Below are 16,258 nucleotides of genomic sequence, written 5' to 3'. Positions count from 1 at the left end.
CGGACGGACGGGGCACCGGAGCGGTCACCGGTCAGGCAGGGGAGTCCTCGGCCCGCACCGGCCGCCGCCAGGCCTGGAGGTGACTGGCGATCACCTCTCCGGTCCGGGGGAAGTCGGACGGGTCCTGCATCCCCACCGCGACCGGCCGACGGCCCGGGCGCCAGGTGAAGCTGCCGAAGACGTGGTCCCAGACCGAGAGGTCGGAGCCGTAGTGGCCGGCCTCTGCCAGGTCGACGCTGTGGTGCAGCCGGTGCTGCTCCGGACCGGCGAGGACGTGGTTGAGCACACCGATCCGGACGTCGATGTTGGCGTGCACGAAGTAGCCCTGGGCGACGACGAACAGCCCCACCACGAACACCGACTCGGCCGAGAAGCCCGCAAGTGCCAGCGAGAGCTGGACCGCCCCTTGGGTGACCAGCACGTCGACGACGTGGTTGACCCCGTTGTTGGCGACGTTGACCTTCTCGGGTACGTGGTGCACCCCGTGCAGGCGCCAGAGCCACGGGTTGGCATGGCTCCAGCGGTGCATCAGGTAGTTGGCCAGCGAACCCAGCAGCAGAGCGGCCGGGATCTCCGCCCAGAGGGGCAAAGCCGGACGCGGCGGCGCCAACCACGCCACGGCGGCGGCCACCGGGACCTGCGCGAGTGCCCCGCCGATCATCGTCAGCAGGAAGTAGACCCCGTACCAGCCCCATTCGCCCGGATTCGGACGCCAGTCGACTTCGTACGGGATCAGCCATTCCAGGACGACCAGATACCCGATGGTTCCGAGCAGAAAGAGCTGGGCGACCCGCCCGAGGTCCCAGCGCCAGCGCAGTGCGGAGAACGATATCGACACCATGACGACCAGCAGGGTCGGGTATGCGACATGGCGCAGCACGGCTTGCACCTGCCCACTCACGGCTGCCCCCTTCGCGGCCCGGTCGGATCACCGAAAGCGATCGTTCCGATACTAACGGCACCCGAAAGGGATGCGGGGAATTTGAGAGGGGAATACAAGGGGGCAAGCCTTGTCAGATAATAGGTAGACAAACCATCCGGTCAAGTCGGCGCGGAATCCGCGGGAATTTCGCGGATCATCTGATCAGCAGACCCGCTCGTTTCACGCTGCGGACCACCGGCGCCGATTCCAGGGTGACGACCCCGTCCAGCCCGCCCAACCGGTCCGTCAGGTAGTCGTAGAACGCCTCGATGTCCCGGCAGACCAGGCCCGCCGCCAGGTTGGTCGGCCCGGTGGTCGCCGCGGCGAACCCCACCTCCGGGTGGTCCGCCACCGCCTGCGCGACGGCCGTCAGCCGCCCGGGGTGCACGGTCAGCCAGCAGAACGCCTCGACCTCGAAGCCGAGCAGCCGGGGCTGCACGTCCACGTCGAAGTGGAGCAGCCCGGACCGGGTCAGCGCGGCGAGCCGCCGTCGCACCGTCGCCTCCGATCCCCCGGTCCGGGAGGCGAGCTCGGACAGCGGCGTCCGCCCGTCCACCGCCAGCGCCGCCAGCAGCCCTCGGTCCAGCCCGTCGAGCACCACCGGCGCGGGCCGCCCAGCCGGCACGGAGGCGTCGGGCACCGACGCGGCCGACCCCGCCGGCCCGTCCCCCGCCCCGGCCCGCAGCCGGGCCACCTGCGCGGCGCTCAGCGCCGAGGTCCGCCCGCTCCACGCCGACGTCCCGCCGACGAAGGTCCGCAGCAGGTAGTGCGCGCTGACCGAGAGCACCTGCGGGGTCCTCGGCAGCCTCCCCAGCAGCAGCTCCTCCCGGTCCGGCCGGGCGGGCGAGCGGGTGTTGCAGATGATCTCTCCGCCGCCCGACAGCAGGCTCACCCAGGACGTCTCCGGTCTGCGGGCCAGAGCCTCCGCGATCGCCCCCGCCGCGTCCGGCACGCAGCGGACCCGCGTGAGCCAGTCGACCTCCCCGAGCATCCGGGCCCTGGTCCGCCCCACGACCCGAACCCCGTCGTCGGCACGCAGCCGGTGGTAGCGCCGGGCCACCGTCTGGTCGGACACCCCGAGGACCTCCGCGATCCGCCGGAACGGCGCCCGGCCGTCCACGTGCAGGGCGTGCAGCAGCCCCCGGTCCAGCCCGTCCAGAGTCAGGGTATCCACCAGCAGGATGGTACTCAGTGTCGGATTCCGTCACATCGATCCCGCCGAGCGGCGCAACCACCCGCCCGCGGCGCAAAGTGACGGAGCCTCGGCCGTCCGGACCGGGCATCGGACGGAGGAGTACGGGATGAGCAAGTGGTGGCCGCTGGTCGCGGTCAGCCTGGGGGTCTTCATGCTGCTGACCGACGTCAGCATCGTGATCGTGGCGCTGCCGGACATCGGCACCGGGCTGGGGATGGACTTCGCCGGGCTCCAATGGGTCCTGGACGGCTACGCCCTCGCCCTGGCGGCCCTGATGCTGGGCCTCGGCGCACTGGCCGACCGGCGCGGCCGCCGCCGCGTCTACATCGCCGGGCTGACGGTCTTCGCCCTCGCCTCGCTGGCCTGCGGCCTGGCGCCGAACGGTGCGGTGCTGATCGCCGCCCGGGTGGTCCAGGCCGGCGGCGGGGCGGCGATGTCCGCCACCGCGATGGCCCTGCTCAACCTCGCCTACCAGGGCCGCGACCGCGGCGTGGCCTTCGGCGTCTGGGGGGCCGTCAGCGGCGCCGCGGCCGCCACCGGCCCGGTGGTCGGTGGCGTGCTGACCGAGTACCTGGGCTGGCGGTCGATCTTCCTGGTCAACCTCCCGGTCAGCGTCGCCGCCGTGGCGCTCGCCCTGCGCACGCTGCCCGAGTCCCGCGACCCGCACGCCCGCCGGATCGACCTGCCCGGCACCGTCACGTTCACCGCGGCCGCCGGCACGCTGGTCCTGATGCTGATCCGGGGCGGCACCGACGGCTGGACCTCCGCCCCGGTCCTCGCGCTTGCCACGGCCGCCGTCGTCTCGCTCGCCGCCTTCGTCCTGGTCGAGGCGCGCAGCGCGCACCCGCTGCTGGAGCTGGCGCTGCTGCGCAACCCGTCCTTCACCGGCGTCATGCTGTGCGGCCTCTTCTACTCCGCCGCCGCCTTCTCCTGCCTCCCCTACAGCTCGCTCTGGCTGCAGTCGGTGCTCGGGCAGGGCCCGCTGGCCGCCGGCCTCGTCATGCTGCCGATGAGCGCCGTCGCCTTCGCGGTCTCCGCGGTGGCCGGCCGCCGGCTGTCGACGCTCCCGGCCGCGGTGCCGCTCGGCGGCGGCCTGGCCGTGATCGGCGTCGGCGGGCTGCTCCAGTGCACCCTGGACGGCTCGTCGGGCTGGGGCGCGCTGCTGCCCGGTCTGGCGGTCGCCGGCCTCGGCGTCGGCGCGGTCAGCCCGGTCCTGGCGTCGAGCGCGATGGCAGCCGTTCCCCGGGAACGCGGCGGCATGGCCGGCGGCGCACTCAACACCTTCCGCCAGCTCGGCCAGGCCCTCGGCATCGCGGTGTTCGGTCTGGTCCTGCACCATGGCCTGCGCAGCGGCCTCGCCGACGCCCCCGCCGTCCCGGACCCCGAGGCCGGCGCCCGGGCCCTGAGCACCGGCCGGATCCCGGCGGACACCCCGGAGGCGCTGGTCCGGACCGCCTTCGCCACGGCGCTGGACCACACCCTGCTGGCCGCGGCCCTCACCGCCCTGGCCGGCGCCGCCCTGGTGGCCGTCCTGCTGCGCCCGCGCCCGCGCACCGGCAACCACCAGGCCCCGGCCCCGGCCCGCAACGGCGCGGCCGCCGAGCACCAGCGAACCGCCTGAGCCCGCACCGGACCACCCGCCGCCCGTCCGCCCTCCCTCAGGGGCGGACGGGCGGCGCGGCTACCGGCCCACCCGACCGCCCCCCACCCGACGGCCGCTACCCGACCGCCGACTGCTGACCGGCGACGAACTCGCTGATCGCCCAGATCACCGACGACACGTGTTCGTCGAGGAAGAAGTGCCCACCGGAGAAGGTCCGCAGCGAGAACCCGCCCGTGGTGTGCCCGGCCCAGGCCGCCGCCTCCTCCTCGGTCACCTGCGGGTCCGCGTCCCCCACCAGGGCCAGGATCGGCCGCGTGATCGAGTCGCTCCCCGGCCGGCTCCGGTACGTCTCGGCCGCCTTGTAGTCGCCGCGCACCGACGGCAGCACCATCGCCAGGATCTCCGGGTCCCGCAGCAGCGCCGGGTCCGTCCCGTTCAGCCGCACCATGTCCCGGATCAGCGCCGCGTCGTCCAGCCGGTGCACGTCCCGCTCCGCCGCACGCGGCCGCGACGGCGCCCGCCGCCCGGAGGCCACCACCCCCAGCAGCCCCATGCCCTCGCGCTCCATCCGCACCGCCACCTCGAACGCCAGCGACGCCCCCAGGCTGTGCCCGAACAGCGTGAACGGCCGGTCCGCCCAGGGCCTCAGCTCCTCCACCACCAGGTCGGCGAGCTCGTGCACGTCCTCGACGCACGCCTCCCCCGCCCGGTCCTGACGGCCCGGATACTGCACCGCGAGCACGTCCACCGCAGCCGGCATCGCCCGGGCCACGGACAGGAAGTACCCCGCCGAGCCACCCGCGTGCGGCAGGCACACCAGCTGCGACCCGGCCTCCGGTGCCGGCTGGAACCGCCGCACCCAGAGACTGCTGCGCTCCATCCCCATCCCCCATCCCCCATCCCCTCACCGTCCGGGGCACCCCGCCCCGCCCCCATTCAAACCCCACCCGCGGTCCCCCGACAGCAAGATCCCCAAACCCGTCAACCACCCCACCCGAAGACACCGAAGGCCCGAGCCACGTCCTTCGGCCACCCGCACACAACTGCAGACGAGATGTCAGACCCATCGCGCAGAATGTCGCCAGGCGGGAGGTCCCGCCACGCTTCTGACGAAAGAGAGATACGGCGTGGGCGTCCAGGACATCCAGCACGCGGTCGAGGGCTTCTGGTCGGTGCGGGACCGCCAGAGGTCAACCCAGGGAAACAAGCACATGAAGCCCCTCGAAGCCCTGGTGAAGCGCCTCTTCATCGACTGCGGGATCCCCGAGGAGTGCATCAAGACCGGACAGCCCTACCTGCCTGGCTACTACCGCGTCCGCAAGCAGTGGGACCTGGTGGTGAAGTACAAGGACGTGCTGGTCGCCGCGTTCGAGTTCAAGTCCCAGGTCGGTAGCGTCGGGAAGAACTTCAACAACCGCTTCGAGGAGGCGCTGGGAAGTGCCACCGACATCGAAGCCGCCCAGCGGAAGAACGAGCAGAGCCCGTTCGGGCAGGTACCACCGTGGCTCGGCTACGTGTTCGTCCTGCAGGAGACCGCCGAGACGGAGAAGGAAGGGAAGGAAACCCGAGCGTTGTTCCCGACCGACCCCGCCTTCGAGGGGCTTTCCTACAACCGGCGGTACCAGGAGATGATCCAGCGCTTCATCGGCGAGCGCGTCTACGATGCAGGCTGGTTCATCACGACGAAGCGTGTAGACGGTGACGTCAGTTACCTGGAGCCCCTGGCAACCGCAACGGAGAGTGTCCTTCGCGCAGCCATCGAGGGGCGCGTCAAGGTAGTGAAGGCGATGCTGAAGGAGTAGCGCCGGCTCCTGCAGGTAGGTGATCCGAGCGCTTGTGGCAGCCGAGAAGTGCCGCCAGTCGAGACTGTCGACCGGCTCAGGCCGACCGTCAAGGCCGGGTCCTCCTAATCGGGAAGCTCGGTAAGCCCGTAGACGCGCAACGCGGCCGCGGTGGCCGCCTTCACGTCCCTCTTGCGGAAGGCGTCTGCCAGGGCAGCTCGGTCCTCCTCGGCGATGTCTGCCGGGTCTGGCACGCGGATCTTGCGGAGGTACTGCGCCTGGAAGCGGAGGGTCCCCCCTCGCATCTTGACTGCGTATGCCTCCACGAACGCCTCGGCCACCTTGGAGAGGAGCAGGCCGCCGAGCACGCGCATGTCCCAGACGTCCGAGACGATGAAGTACAGGTTGTGGTGAGGGTACAACTTCCCTTCATCGAGCACCGGATGGATCGTCAGTTTCATGTCGGGGAGGAGAAGCTTCGGCCGACTCGCCAGTCCCTGGTCGACCTTGTCGATGGTCTTGTACCAGCGGTCCGGCTGCTTGACCGCCACGTACCGCTTGCGCAGGGCGCCGCTGTGCTGCCGGAGGTAGGCTGCGAGCCTCGGGAAGGCAGCGAGGTCAACGAGCTCACCCCGGGAGTTCCACGGGTTGACCAGGCGGGAACCGCTCCAGTCGATAGATCCGCTCGTGGTGTCTCGGACCATGGCCAAGGGCAGGAGACGGTCCGGCTCAACCAGTTCGGGATCATCAGTAATGAAGACCTTGTCCGCACCGGTGGCGATGCCGATGCCGACGCGCGTGCCCGTGGTCACGTCCTCCAGCAGGCCAAACCGGTCGCCCAGGTCTTCGAGGACAGCGAGCCGAGCAGGTGAGGCCGCCGGCCAGGAGTCCTCACCGGGGAACCAGTGCGGCAGAGGCGCAGCCTGGAACGCCGCCCCAGCGACCGGCCGCCGCTCCTCGGACTCGTACCAGGAAAGGAACTCGCGTGCTTCTGCCTCGCCGAACGCACGCGTCGTGTCGGCAGCTACTGCTCCCGCCTGTGCCTGGCGGGAAATGACCGTGATCGCGGGGTAGGCCGAGACCTGTTCCTGGAAGGCGTCCACGTCGTGCATCACCAAGGCCAGGTCCATGCTGAACTCCCGCGTCACGAGCTGGCGCAGCTTGCGGCCGTATTGGTTCCTCATCCAGCGGTCCGCACAGATGAAGCCCAGCCGGCCACCCGCCCGCAGACTCCGAAGGGCCACCTCGTAGAAGCCGATGTAGATGTCGGCCCGGCCACCCATGGTGGAGCAGGCAGCGCGGTAAGCGTCCATCCGGTCATCAGGTACATCCTCAAGCCTGATGTAGGGGGGATTGCCCACGACGAAATCCGCGCGATGCTCGGAGTCGGCCTGGAGAAGGTAGTCGCCCTGCCGCACCCAACTCGAAGCGACTCTCCGAGCGTCATGGAGCTCCCAGCCGTCATCACGGAGCTGCTCCTCGACCAGCGCACGGCTCTCGGCCACGTTCCGCGCAAGCAGGTCGAAGGCCTGGACCGCGTTCACCGCATCAGTGACAGGGCGACCGTGGGATCGACATGAGGCACTGATCCGCGAAGCGATCACGCCGAGAAACGCTCCCGCACCACAGGCAGGCTCTACGACTTTCAGCTCCGCGAGGTCTCGGTTCGACGTGTACCCGAGCAGATCGAGGATGAGCTCGACTACCCAGCGCCGAGTGAAGACCTCGCCGTGCTCGACAGCTTCCCCGGGAACCTCCGGGAGAGTCTGCTTGTCGATGTCGGAGAGCGCGAGAGTTGCCACGGTTTGACCCTACAGCGGGCACCTCGGCGGCCGCCCCGCACGAGCCTCACTGGTGGCGACGATTTCCAGCAGAGAAACTCACGGCGGCCAGGTCACGCCCTTCTTCTCGCCCTTGCGGCCGCGGTGGACGTGGAAGCCGTAGAGCATCCGGGACCGCCGGCCGGGCCTGAAGCAGCTCAGCCCCGCCGTGGAGTCGCGGCCGGATCCCCGGCCGCGCACCCGCACGACCGGGTGCAGCCGAGCCGGCCCCAGGTCCTGGCACGGACACGCGGCGGCCTCGTCGGCTGCCCGGCTTCACCCTCGGAGACGAGGTCGTCCGGATCCTCCCCGCCCCCGACGTCATCGAACGTCTCACCACCGCCGTGCGCATCGAGATGCACGACGCATGGATCGCCTTCCCCCGCCGCTGCCTACCCGCAGGCAGCATGGACGAGATCTACTCCCAGGGCAGAGACCGGAATGGTCGGGCTGCACCACTACAGGGACATGAACCGTTCCTCTCTTGCGGCGCCGAAGCCGACGGACCGATGGCTCACGGAATACGACCGGACGAGGTCCATCCCGTGTTCGGCAAGGCAGGCGCTCTTGAAGCGCACGTCGTCGGTGACCTCTTGGCCGAACCACGACGGTGCGACGAAGACTCGCGCGTCGGCCTCGCTGGCAAACCTCACCTCGGCCAGCGTGAGCCCTGCGTGAACTCCCGCGAACTCGTCCACCTCGATGACGCCTCCGCCATGGGCGACGGAGGACCTCTTCTTCTGCACTCGCCGTCCGCCAGTCAGCTCCCAGAGGGCCTGGAAGACGCCCTCGGTTATGCCGATCTCCACTTCTTCCCGGGCGAGACCCCGCCCGGTTTCGAGAGCGAGAAGATAGCTGTCGCCAGAAGCACGGACACGCATCTCTCCGTCCGCACCTTCGACAGGGACATACCCTTGCATCAGTTCGAGCGTCTGCTGCGCCGCAGCAGCCGGCCAACCGGCGGGGACCAGGAACCTGCGTTCGATCTTTGGCGACATATTCAACCTCTTTCCTTCCCCCGGCGAACGCGCCTTCGCCTTTCTCAAGCCCTGACACGTCGTGCGCAAGGCGCGCTGCTCCGCTCGATGCACCAGCCGCACCGCCCAGGCAACCCACGTACTACCGACCTGGAACTGTCCAGGACCAAAGGGGCCCACCCCGAACAGCCGAGGACCGTCAGGCCGACCGTTCCAGGGTGTAGTGGCGACGGAGTTCCTCGACGTGCGAGAGGACGGCCGGATCCTCGGCGGCGCGCGCAATATCGATCATGGTGTTCCAGACGAAATTCACACCCCCGTCGTACCGGAAATGCTTTTTGATGACAATGCTGAAGATTTCGTTGACCGTCTCCAGCGTCAGCACGTCCGCAAGCCCCATCAGGTTGGCGCGGTCGGCGCCGGTGAGCGGCGGTCGCTCCACTGTCCGGCCGGCCGGAATGCCGACGTCCGGGCCCGCACCCTCGACCGTGGTCAACGGCTTCGCGGACGGCACGTCGACGAAGTCGAACATCAGGTGCACCCGCTCCTGCGAGGAGAGCACCGCCACCGAGTGGATCTCCGAAGCGTCGAGGAACCACACCTCGCCCTTACGCATACGGTAAACGGTGTCGCCTTCGTTGAAGAAGCAGTCCTCGTTGGTGACAAGGGGGATGTGCATCCGGTGGGCGTTGCGGGTCTCGTCGGCGAGCTCGCTGAGCTCCAGGAGGTCTCGATGCGGGATGATCACGCTGTTCTGCACCTTCGCCAGGCGCACGAAGTTCAGCCGGTCCAGGTCGGCCGTGTTCGCGATCAGTTCCCGCAGATAGGGCAGCTTGTCGGCGAGCTCGGAGAAGGCCGCGGGCTGATCGTGGTCGTAATGGGTGACCACACCGTCGCCGGATATCCCGCCCCGCGCCCAGAGCATGCAGCTCTTCCACGCGCCGCCGAAAACGTAATCACTGTATGCCTCGGACCACGGAATGGAGTCGATCTGGTCAAGATCCTTCGCCAGGCGGGACTCGTCGAGACGGATGTCCCCTACATAATGGGTTCGCACCGGATCAAGCGCCCTTCTCAGTCGAAATCGTCATTTCCCTGGAACGGTGGATGTCTACTTCTGGGCGGAGTCACACGGCCCGGTGACGATCCAGGTCCTCCCCGATCTTCTCCAGGACTTCCACCTTGCCCTGGAAAGGCTCGTCCGGCCGCGGCCATTGCACGACGAGGTCCGTTATTCCGACCTCGGCAAATCTGCCCGCCGCGTCGAAGAACGCTGCCGGCGAATCGAGGACGCCGCCGACGGTGGGCCCGGTGACCAGCAGCCGGGACAGGGTGGACGGGTCACGGCCGATCTCCACGCATGCCTCTTCCAGTGCCTCCACCTGCCGGCGCAGGACGGGGAGGGCCTGCTCGTACGGAGCGCTCGCGAACAGGTTGGGTTCGCCCGTGGTGACCCAGGTCGACGCGTGCCGGGCCACTACGCGCATGCCACGGGGCCCGGACGCGGCGATCGCGAACGGGACGCGGGGCTCCTGCCGGCACAGGGGCTGGGAGTGCACCTCGTCCGCCAGGTAGTAGCGGCCGTCGAACGTGGTCACCGGCTGGGTCAGGAGCTGGTCGGTGAGCTCGACGTACTCGGCGAACCGCTCGGTCCGCTCCCGCCGGCTCCACGGGTTCCGGCGGGTCATGGTGGAATCGAAACCCGCCGCGCCGGCGCCGAGGCCGAGGATGAGACGGCCGCCCGAGATGTCGTCGATGGTGGTGACGTCCTTGGCCAGGTTCACCGGGTGCCGCAGGTTCGGCGAGGAGACCAGCGCGCCGATCCCGATCCGCTCGGTCTCCACGGCCGCCGCGGTCAGCGTCGGAACCATGGTGAACCACTCCTTGGCGCGGAACGCACGCCAGTTGAGGTGGTCGTAGGTCCAGGCGTGATCGAATCCCATCTGCTCGGCCTGGCGCCACTTCAGCCGCGCCGTCTGCCAGCGGTCCTCCGGGACGATCATGATGCCGAATTTCATGCGTCCCCCTCGCCCGGACGGCCGGGATCGATGTTGAAGTTGTAGCGGAAGAGGTTCTGCGGGTCGACCCGCCGCTTGAGCGCGACCAGGCGCCGCCACCTCTCCCCGTAGGCCGCGCGTACGCCGTCGCCCCCCTCGTCGTTGAGGAAGTTGACGTACTGCCCGACCGCGTACGGCGCCATCGCGTCGCTGAAGTCCCGGACCCACTGGACGTGACGCTCACGGTCGTCCTGACCGGGCTCCCACGCGCCGAACATGTTGATGTTGTGACCGGCGTGCCGGGAACCGAAGGCGGTGTCCGTGGCCGGCACCCGGCCGACCGCCCCGCCGAGGTGGTAGATCGGCACGGCCGCCAGCGGCGAGGTGATCCGCGACGCGTGCTCGACGACGGTCGCGATGACCTGGTCGCTGAGCTCCCCGAAGTCCACCGACCGCCAGTAGTAGTGCTTGCCGGGCGGGGAGGTGGTGTCGACCGTCTGCTGCAGTTCGACGTACGGCATCGGACCGACCGTGTCGAGCAGCGGACTCCCGAACTCGCGCAACGGACGCAGGAACGCCAGCCCCTCCTCGAGGTCACCGGACCAGCACACGTTGAGGGCCACGACCGGAGAACCGTGCAGCCGTTCGGGGACGGTCTCCAACGGCGGGCACAGCCGGAGGTTGAGGATCGTCCCGAGCTCGTCCGGAGCGTCCGCGATCAGGTCGCGGTACACGGTCAGGAACTCCGTTGCGACGTCCAGCGGATGGATGACCATCCCGGCCAGGACGGTCGGTCCGATCTCGTGCAGCCGGAAGCCGAACCGCACCACGGTCCCGAAGTTGCCGCCCCCGCCGCGCAGGCCCCACAGCAGCTCCGGGTCGGTGGTGGCGTCCACCCGGAGGCAGTTGCCGTCCGCGGTCACCAGGTCGGCCTCCACCAGGTTGTCCACGGTGAGCCCGCAGCGGCGCATGAGGTGGCCGATCCCGCCGCCCAGGGCGAGACCGCCGACGCCGGTCTCGCTGACGATGCCGCCGGTCGTGGCCAGCCCGTGCACCTGGCTGGCCCGGTCGACGTCCTGCCAGAGGGCTCCGCCCTGCACATGGGCCAGCCGGCGTTCCGGGTCGATCTCGACCGCGCGCATCCGGGACAGGTCGATGACCACGCCGCCGTCGCAGACCCCTTGGCCGGCCACGCTGTGCCCACCGCCGCGCACCGCGATGGGCAGTCCGCGCTCGGATGCGAAGGTGACGACCGCGGTCACGTCCGCCACGTCCGCGCATCGCGCGATCAGCAGGGGACGCCGGTCGATGTCTCCGTTCCAGACCTTGCGGGCCTCGTCGTACCGCGGATCGGCGGCGGTGATGAGATCGCCGCTCAGCGCGTCGGCGAGCTTCTCCGAGTCGCCGGTCGTGAGACTGTCCAAAGCCTTCGTCCTCCGTCCTAGTCCCGAGGTGACGGGATTGTCGTCTTGCGGATCGTCTCGGCGACGTCGCGCAGCGTGCCGTGCAGCAGCTGGGTCATGTCGGGTTCGGCCCGCAGGGTTGCCTTGCACTCGTCGAGCAGCCGGAAGGTGAGCAGCGAGTGGCCTCCGACCTGGAGGAACGTGTCCAACACGCTGATCGGGGACCGGCCGAGGACCCGCTGGTAGATCTGGACCAGGGCCGCTTCCAGCGCGTCCGCAGGCGGCTCGACCGGACGTTCCCGCTCGGCCAGCTCCTGCCAGATCCTGATCAGCTCGCCCTGGTCGATCTTGCCGTTCACCGTCGCCGGGAGGTAGTCGACCGGCACGACCCGGTCCGGCCGCATCTGCGCGGGCAGGAGCCCGGCCGCGTGCTCAAGGACCGCCGCCGGGTCCAGGTCGGTGGCGGAGCCCTGGCCGGCGGGCACGACGAAGGCGAGCAGGCGGAGCGGCTGCCCGTGCGCGATCACCGCGCAGTCGCCGACCGCGGGGTGCGCGGCCAGCACCGACTCGACCTCCCCCGGCTCGATCCGCAGCCCGCGGATCTTCACCTGCCGGTCGATCCGGCCGAGGTGCTCCAGTGTGCCGTCCGCGCGGTAGCGGCAGAGGTCACCGGTGCGGTACATCCGCGATCCCGGTGGCCCGTAGGGGTCCGCGACGAATCGTTCGGCGGTCTGGGCGGGCTGCCGCCAGTACCCGTCCGACAGGCCGACCTGACCGCTGATGTACGCCTCACCGGGTGTGCCGATCGGCACGAGATCGAGGTTGGCGTCCAGCACGGTCAGCCGGAAGTTGTCGGCGGGCCGGCCCACCGGAACGGACCCTCCGGTCGAGTCCGGGTCAACGATGTTGTCGGTGACCGGCCCGGCCTCGGTCGGGCCGAAGGCGTTGACCAGGCTGCTGCCGGGCAGCACTGCGGCGAACGCCTCGGGGATCCGCGGGCTCATCGGCTCGCCCCCGCACACCACCCACCTCAGTGCCTCGGAACCGGCCTGGGACATCTCCTCCAGGAAGGCCGTCATCATCGTCGGCACCAGGAAGATCTGCGACACGCCGTGGTCCCGGGCGAGCCGGGCCAGATGCCGGGGGTCCCGCTCGCCGCCGGGCCGGCAGATCACGAGACGGGCACCGTGGTAGAGCGGCCAGAAGAGCTCCCAGATCGAGATGTCGAATCCCGGGGATGCCTTGAACAGCGCCGTCTCAGCGGCGTGGAACGGGTACTGCCGCTGCATCCAGAAGAGGTTGGCCAGGGTGCCGGCCGTCCGGGAGACCACACCCTTGGGGCGGCCCGTGGTCCCCGAGGTGTAGAGGATGTGCACCAGCCCCGGGCCGTCGTCGAGGACGGGATTCGTCACCGGCTGGCCCGACCCGGCCTGCTCGGTGCCCACGTCATGGATCTCCCACGGGCCCTCGGGCAGGTGGTCGCGGCAGACCGCATCGGTCAGCACCAGCCCGGGCTCCGAGTCCGCCAGGATCAGAGCGATGCGCTGGTCCGGCAGGTCGGCGTCGAGGGGAACGTAGGTGGCGCCGGTCTTGACCGCGGCGTAGATCGCGACGACCTGGTGGATACCGCGCTGCAGGCAGATCCCGATCCGGGTGCCGGGGAGGGCGCCGAGCCCCCGCAGGTGATGGGCCAGCCGGTTCGCGCGCTCGTTCAGCTCGCGGTAGGTGACGGTGGTGCCGTCCTCGTCCTGCAGGGCGACCAGGTCCGGGGTGCATTCGGCCTGCTCCTCGAACGGCGCCGCCATCGTGCGGTACCGGATCTTCGGATCCCGGTACGGGTTGAGGCCTTGCCGGATGCGCTCGCGTTCCTCCGGGCCGACCAGCGGATGGCTGAGCATCGGTGCGTCCGGGTCGTCCGTCATGCCGATGAGCAGCTGCAGGAACGCCTGTGCCCACGCCTCCGTGGAGGGGACGTCGGACGAATCGGTCATGGATTCGACGTACAGGTTCCGGCCGTCCCGGGAGATCAGGATCGTCACGGCGGCCGGGGCGTCGCCCGTCTCCGCCGTGGCGGCGGCCTCGGACCGGGCGGCCTGCCGCAGCGCGTCGCGGAAGCTCATCGCCGGGTCCGGCGCACCGGACCGCGGCAGGACCGCGTCGAGTTCCTGCCGGGTGACCCGGACGCGGAGGTCCGTGCCGGGGCGCGGCAGCCGTTCGGCCAGCACGCCCGCACAGATCGACAGAGCGACGAAATCGTCGACCCCTGCCGCCGTGGAGAGCGAGTGCAGAGTGCGCGTCACGTCGGCCGGCACGGTGACCGGCCCGATGCAGTCCGTCCTGGACAACAGCCCGGTCACGGCGCGGTCCCTTCCAGGAGCGCGCAGGCGTAGAACCCCGGCGCCAGGGACTGCGCCAGATACGTCTGCCCGCTGCGGATGCCGACTCGCTCGTGGTAGTCGACCAGGTTGATCATCCAGTCGGCGTTGCCGCAGTGCCCGTAGGCGGAGAGCGTCTCGGCGAAGTGCAGCCGGTCCGGCGACAGGCCGACCGCGCTCGCGTTGAACATGGTCAGCGGCTTGTGCAGGTTGGCCGCGAACACCTTGGTCACCTGCCCGAGCTCCCGCCCGCCGTCACGCAGGACGGCGGCCAGCGCACGGTCGGCGACGGTCTTGCGGGAGGCGAACGTGTCGCGACCGCGCAGCCCTTCCGGGTCCGCCTTGACGGCGGAGCCGGACAGCCGCACCAGCCCGGGTTCGTTCCGGGTCAGCACGCAGCTGACCGCCGCGTCACCGAACACGGCGTAGGGCAGGATCCGGTCGCGGTCGACCGGCACGAAGTCCAGGGCGACCATGACCACGTGCGTCACGTCCGGATCGGCGAACAGGTCCCGGCTGTGCCGCAGCGCGGACAGCGAACTGCAGCACCGCTGGTAGGACATGAGGTGCGGGACGCAGTCGTCCAGCCCCAGGGCGATCAGCACCCGCTCCGCGAAGTCGGACGGCAACAGGGCGAGGGTCGGGTCGCTGGTCGCTATGACGAGATGGTCGACGTCCGCGGCGCCGGCGCCGGAGTCCCGCAGGGTCCGGCGCACGGCGTCCACGACGTAGTCCTGCACCGGCCCGGACATCTTCCGGTAGGTGGTGCAGCCCATTTCGGTGAAGTCCGTGCCGAACGACACGGTCTGCCAGAGGTCGTCGAAATCGGGTATGTTCTCCGGCTTGTTCTCCAGGTCGCCGAAGGCGCACGCGAACGAGCCGATGCCGACATTTTCGAGATCCGAGATCATGGTTCCTTCGATCTACCGAGCGGATGGGGTAATGCCGGCGCCGGCCTCTGCTTCGCGGGCGTCAGGCCCGATTCGGTACCACCGAACTCGCGTCGATCTGACGGAGCACGGAGAGGATGCCGTCGACGTCGCCCAGCAGGGAGACCCATTCAGGGCGCATGGTCACGGTGTTGTTCGTGAACTTTTCGATGTAGTTCACGAGGACCAGGACCATGTTGAGCGAGCTGATTCCCAGTTCGTCGCGCGTCTTCGCCCGAGCCACCTGCTCGTACGTGATGTCGCTGGTCATCGGCTGCGTGGCGAGGAAGTCGGCGAACTTGCGGCGGTACTCGTCGGTGCTCATCAGCCGACCTTCGGGAACGGGAAGCCGTTCAGGTTCTCGGCGTGGATGCGGTTGTGGCCCCACCGGTCCTCGCCGGAGACCAGGACGCTGCCGTGGTAGTCGAGGCTGATCGCGTCACCGAACCCGCTGAGGCTGTCGATGTGCTCGTAGACCCGGACGGACGGCGACACGTACCGGGTGGCGAGCCCGAGCCGCTTGGAGTCGCTGACGTTCGGCAGCGAGCCGTGGATGCACTTGGCCAGGAAGATGACGAACTGCCCCGGCTTCATCGGCATGGTGACGATCTCGCCGGCGTCCGGGTCCCAGTCCTTGTCGAGCTGCAGCTCCGAGTAGTCGTACCCGAAGAAGTCGTGGGACTTGCTCTCCACGTTCCGCGACATCGGCTTGGTCTCGTCGTAGTACCACTGCTTGTGGCTGCCCGGGATGAACCGGAGGCAGCCGTGCTCCTCGTCCGCGTCGGAGAACGCCGTCCACACGGTCAGTTCCTGCGTGGCCGCGGTGCTCTCCTCGGTGTAGCGCAGCGAGGGGTAGGCGACCGTCTCCGACTCGAAGACGGTGAACGCCTCGACCTGGTGCCACCCGGTTCCCTGCTCACCCGGCTGCTTCTCGAAGATGTTCGTCTTCCAGCAGATGATGTCCTGGTCCATCAGGCTGCGCAGCTTGTGCACGACCGTGGGGTGGGCGATGTGCCGGGACAGGGTGTCGCAGTCCAGGTGGCGGTCGTAGTTGATGATGGCCGAGTCGTGCGGCTTGTTCTGGGACGTGACCATCTCGATCATGGCCTGGTTCCAGAGGAGCTTGGCTTCGTCCTCCTCGTAGAGGTCGAAAGGTCCGATGAAACCGTTCTCCTGGAAGAACTTCACCTGCTCGGCCGTCAAGCCTTGGTTTGCCGTTCCGCTGGTGCTTTCAGCCACCTTCTTTTCCTTTCGCC

Annotated in this window: 14 protein-coding genes and 1 pseudogene; 2 read left to right on the top strand and 13 right to left on the bottom strand. The window is 69.5% G+C overall.

Features of this window, described 5'->3' with window-relative positions; all coding sequences use genetic code 11:
* Positions 1 to 31: 31 nt before the first annotated feature.
* Positions 32 to 841: a sterol desaturase family protein gene (locus ACF9IK_RS19720; RefSeq protein WP_395298619.1), complete on the bottom strand. Its 810-nt coding sequence runs from the start codon at positions 839 to 841 to the stop codon at positions 32 to 34.
* 235 nt (positions 842 to 1,076) lie between these two features.
* Positions 1,077 to 2,096 (bottom strand): Lrp/AsnC family transcriptional regulator, encoded by a 1,020-nt coding sequence (locus ACF9IK_RS19715; protein ID WP_395295499.1) that lies wholly within the window; start codon positions 2,094 to 2,096, stop codon positions 1,077 to 1,079.
* A 127-nt stretch (positions 2,097 to 2,223) separates the two neighbouring features.
* Here ACF9IK_RS19715 and ACF9IK_RS19710 point away from each other — a divergent pair, with 127 nt between their 5' ends.
* Positions 2,224 to 3,738 (top strand): MFS transporter, encoded by a 1,515-nt coding sequence (locus tag ACF9IK_RS19710; RefSeq protein ID WP_395295498.1) that lies wholly within the window; start codon positions 2,224 to 2,226, stop codon positions 3,736 to 3,738.
* Positions 3,739 to 3,835: 97 nt separating this feature from the next.
* Here the strand turns inward: ACF9IK_RS19710 and ACF9IK_RS19705 are convergent, their stop codons facing one another.
* A complete protein-coding gene (locus ACF9IK_RS19705; protein WP_395295497.1) occupies positions 3,836 to 4,600 on the bottom strand; it encodes a thioesterase II family protein in 765 nt (254 codons plus the stop codon).
* Between the two features lie 247 nt (positions 4,601 to 4,847).
* Between ACF9IK_RS19705 and ACF9IK_RS19700 the strand changes: the two genes are divergently transcribed.
* Positions 4,848 to 5,522, top strand: coding sequence for a PaeR7I family type II restriction endonuclease (locus tag ACF9IK_RS19700; protein ID WP_395295496.1), 675 nt, complete (start codon positions 4,848 to 4,850; stop codon positions 5,520 to 5,522).
* A gap of 104 nt (positions 5,523 to 5,626) precedes the next feature.
* Here ACF9IK_RS19700 and ACF9IK_RS19695 read toward each other — a convergent pair whose 3' ends face one another.
* The 10 genes and pseudogenes from ACF9IK_RS19695 to ACF9IK_RS19655 all read right to left on the bottom strand — a co-directional run bounded on the left by ACF9IK_RS19695 (position 5,627) and on the right by ACF9IK_RS19655 (position 16,241).
* Complete coding sequence (locus tag ACF9IK_RS19695; RefSeq protein ID WP_395295495.1) at positions 5,627 to 7,303, bottom strand: Eco57I restriction-modification methylase domain-containing protein; 1,677 nt, start codon at positions 7,301 to 7,303, stop codon at positions 5,627 to 5,629.
* An 87-nt stretch (positions 7,304 to 7,390) separates the two neighbouring features.
* Positions 7,391 to 7,614 (bottom strand): annotated as a pseudogene (locus tag ACF9IK_RS37055) (IS630 family transposase); the annotation flags it as partial.
* Between the two features lie 165 nt (positions 7,615 to 7,779).
* Positions 7,780 to 8,319, bottom strand: a complete 540-nt coding sequence (locus tag ACF9IK_RS19690; protein ID WP_395295494.1) for a hypothetical protein — start codon at positions 8,317 to 8,319, stop codon at positions 7,780 to 7,782.
* 178 nt (positions 8,320 to 8,497) lie between these two features.
* Positions 8,498 to 9,355 carry an aspartyl/asparaginyl beta-hydroxylase domain-containing protein gene (locus tag ACF9IK_RS19685; protein WP_395295493.1) on the bottom strand — a complete coding sequence of 286 codons (858 nt, stop codon included), beginning with the start codon at positions 9,353 to 9,355 and terminating at the stop codon, positions 8,498 to 8,500.
* A gap of 70 nt (positions 9,356 to 9,425) precedes the next feature.
* Positions 9,426 to 10,316 (bottom strand): LLM class flavin-dependent oxidoreductase, encoded by an 891-nt coding sequence (locus ACF9IK_RS19680; RefSeq protein WP_395295492.1) that lies wholly within the window; start codon positions 10,314 to 10,316, stop codon positions 9,426 to 9,428.
* On the bottom strand, positions 10,313 to 11,719 hold the full coding sequence (locus tag ACF9IK_RS19675) for an FAD-binding oxidoreductase (protein WP_395295491.1): 1,407 nt from the start codon (positions 11,717 to 11,719) through the stop codon (positions 10,313 to 10,315). Before ACF9IK_RS19675 ends, ACF9IK_RS19680 begins: the two co-directional genes overlap by 4 nt.
* Positions 11,720 to 11,736: 17 nt before the next feature.
* The gene (locus ACF9IK_RS19670; RefSeq protein WP_395295490.1) at positions 11,737 to 14,055 is read right to left on the bottom strand and encodes a non-ribosomal peptide synthetase; all 2,319 of its coding nucleotides are present in this window, start codon (positions 14,053 to 14,055) and stop codon (positions 11,737 to 11,739) included.
* Positions 14,052 to 14,984 (bottom strand): hypothetical protein, encoded by a 933-nt coding sequence (locus ACF9IK_RS19665; RefSeq protein WP_395295489.1) that lies wholly within the window; start codon positions 14,982 to 14,984, stop codon positions 14,052 to 14,054. Before ACF9IK_RS19665 ends, ACF9IK_RS19670 begins: the two co-directional genes overlap by 4 nt.
* A 61-nt stretch (positions 14,985 to 15,045) precedes the next feature.
* Positions 15,046 to 15,327 carry a hypothetical protein gene (locus ACF9IK_RS19660; protein WP_395295488.1) on the bottom strand — a complete coding sequence of 94 codons (282 nt, stop codon included), beginning with the start codon at positions 15,325 to 15,327 and terminating at the stop codon, positions 15,046 to 15,048.
* The gene (locus ACF9IK_RS19655) at positions 15,327 to 16,241 is read right to left on the bottom strand and encodes a chlorinating enzyme (RefSeq protein WP_395295487.1); all 915 of its coding nucleotides are present in this window, start codon (positions 16,239 to 16,241) and stop codon (positions 15,327 to 15,329) included. The genes ACF9IK_RS19660 and ACF9IK_RS19655 overlap by 1 nt, the downstream gene beginning before the upstream one ends.
* Positions 16,242 to 16,258: the final 17 nt, after the last annotated feature.

The sequence above is a fragment of the Kitasatospora hibisci genome, assembly GCF_043950205.1.
Lineage (GTDB): Bacteria > Actinomycetota > Actinomycetes > Streptomycetales > Streptomycetaceae > Kitasatospora > Kitasatospora hibisci.
Note: the sequence above shows the minus strand (reverse complement) of the source record. Positions and strands in the feature narration are given on the sequence as shown.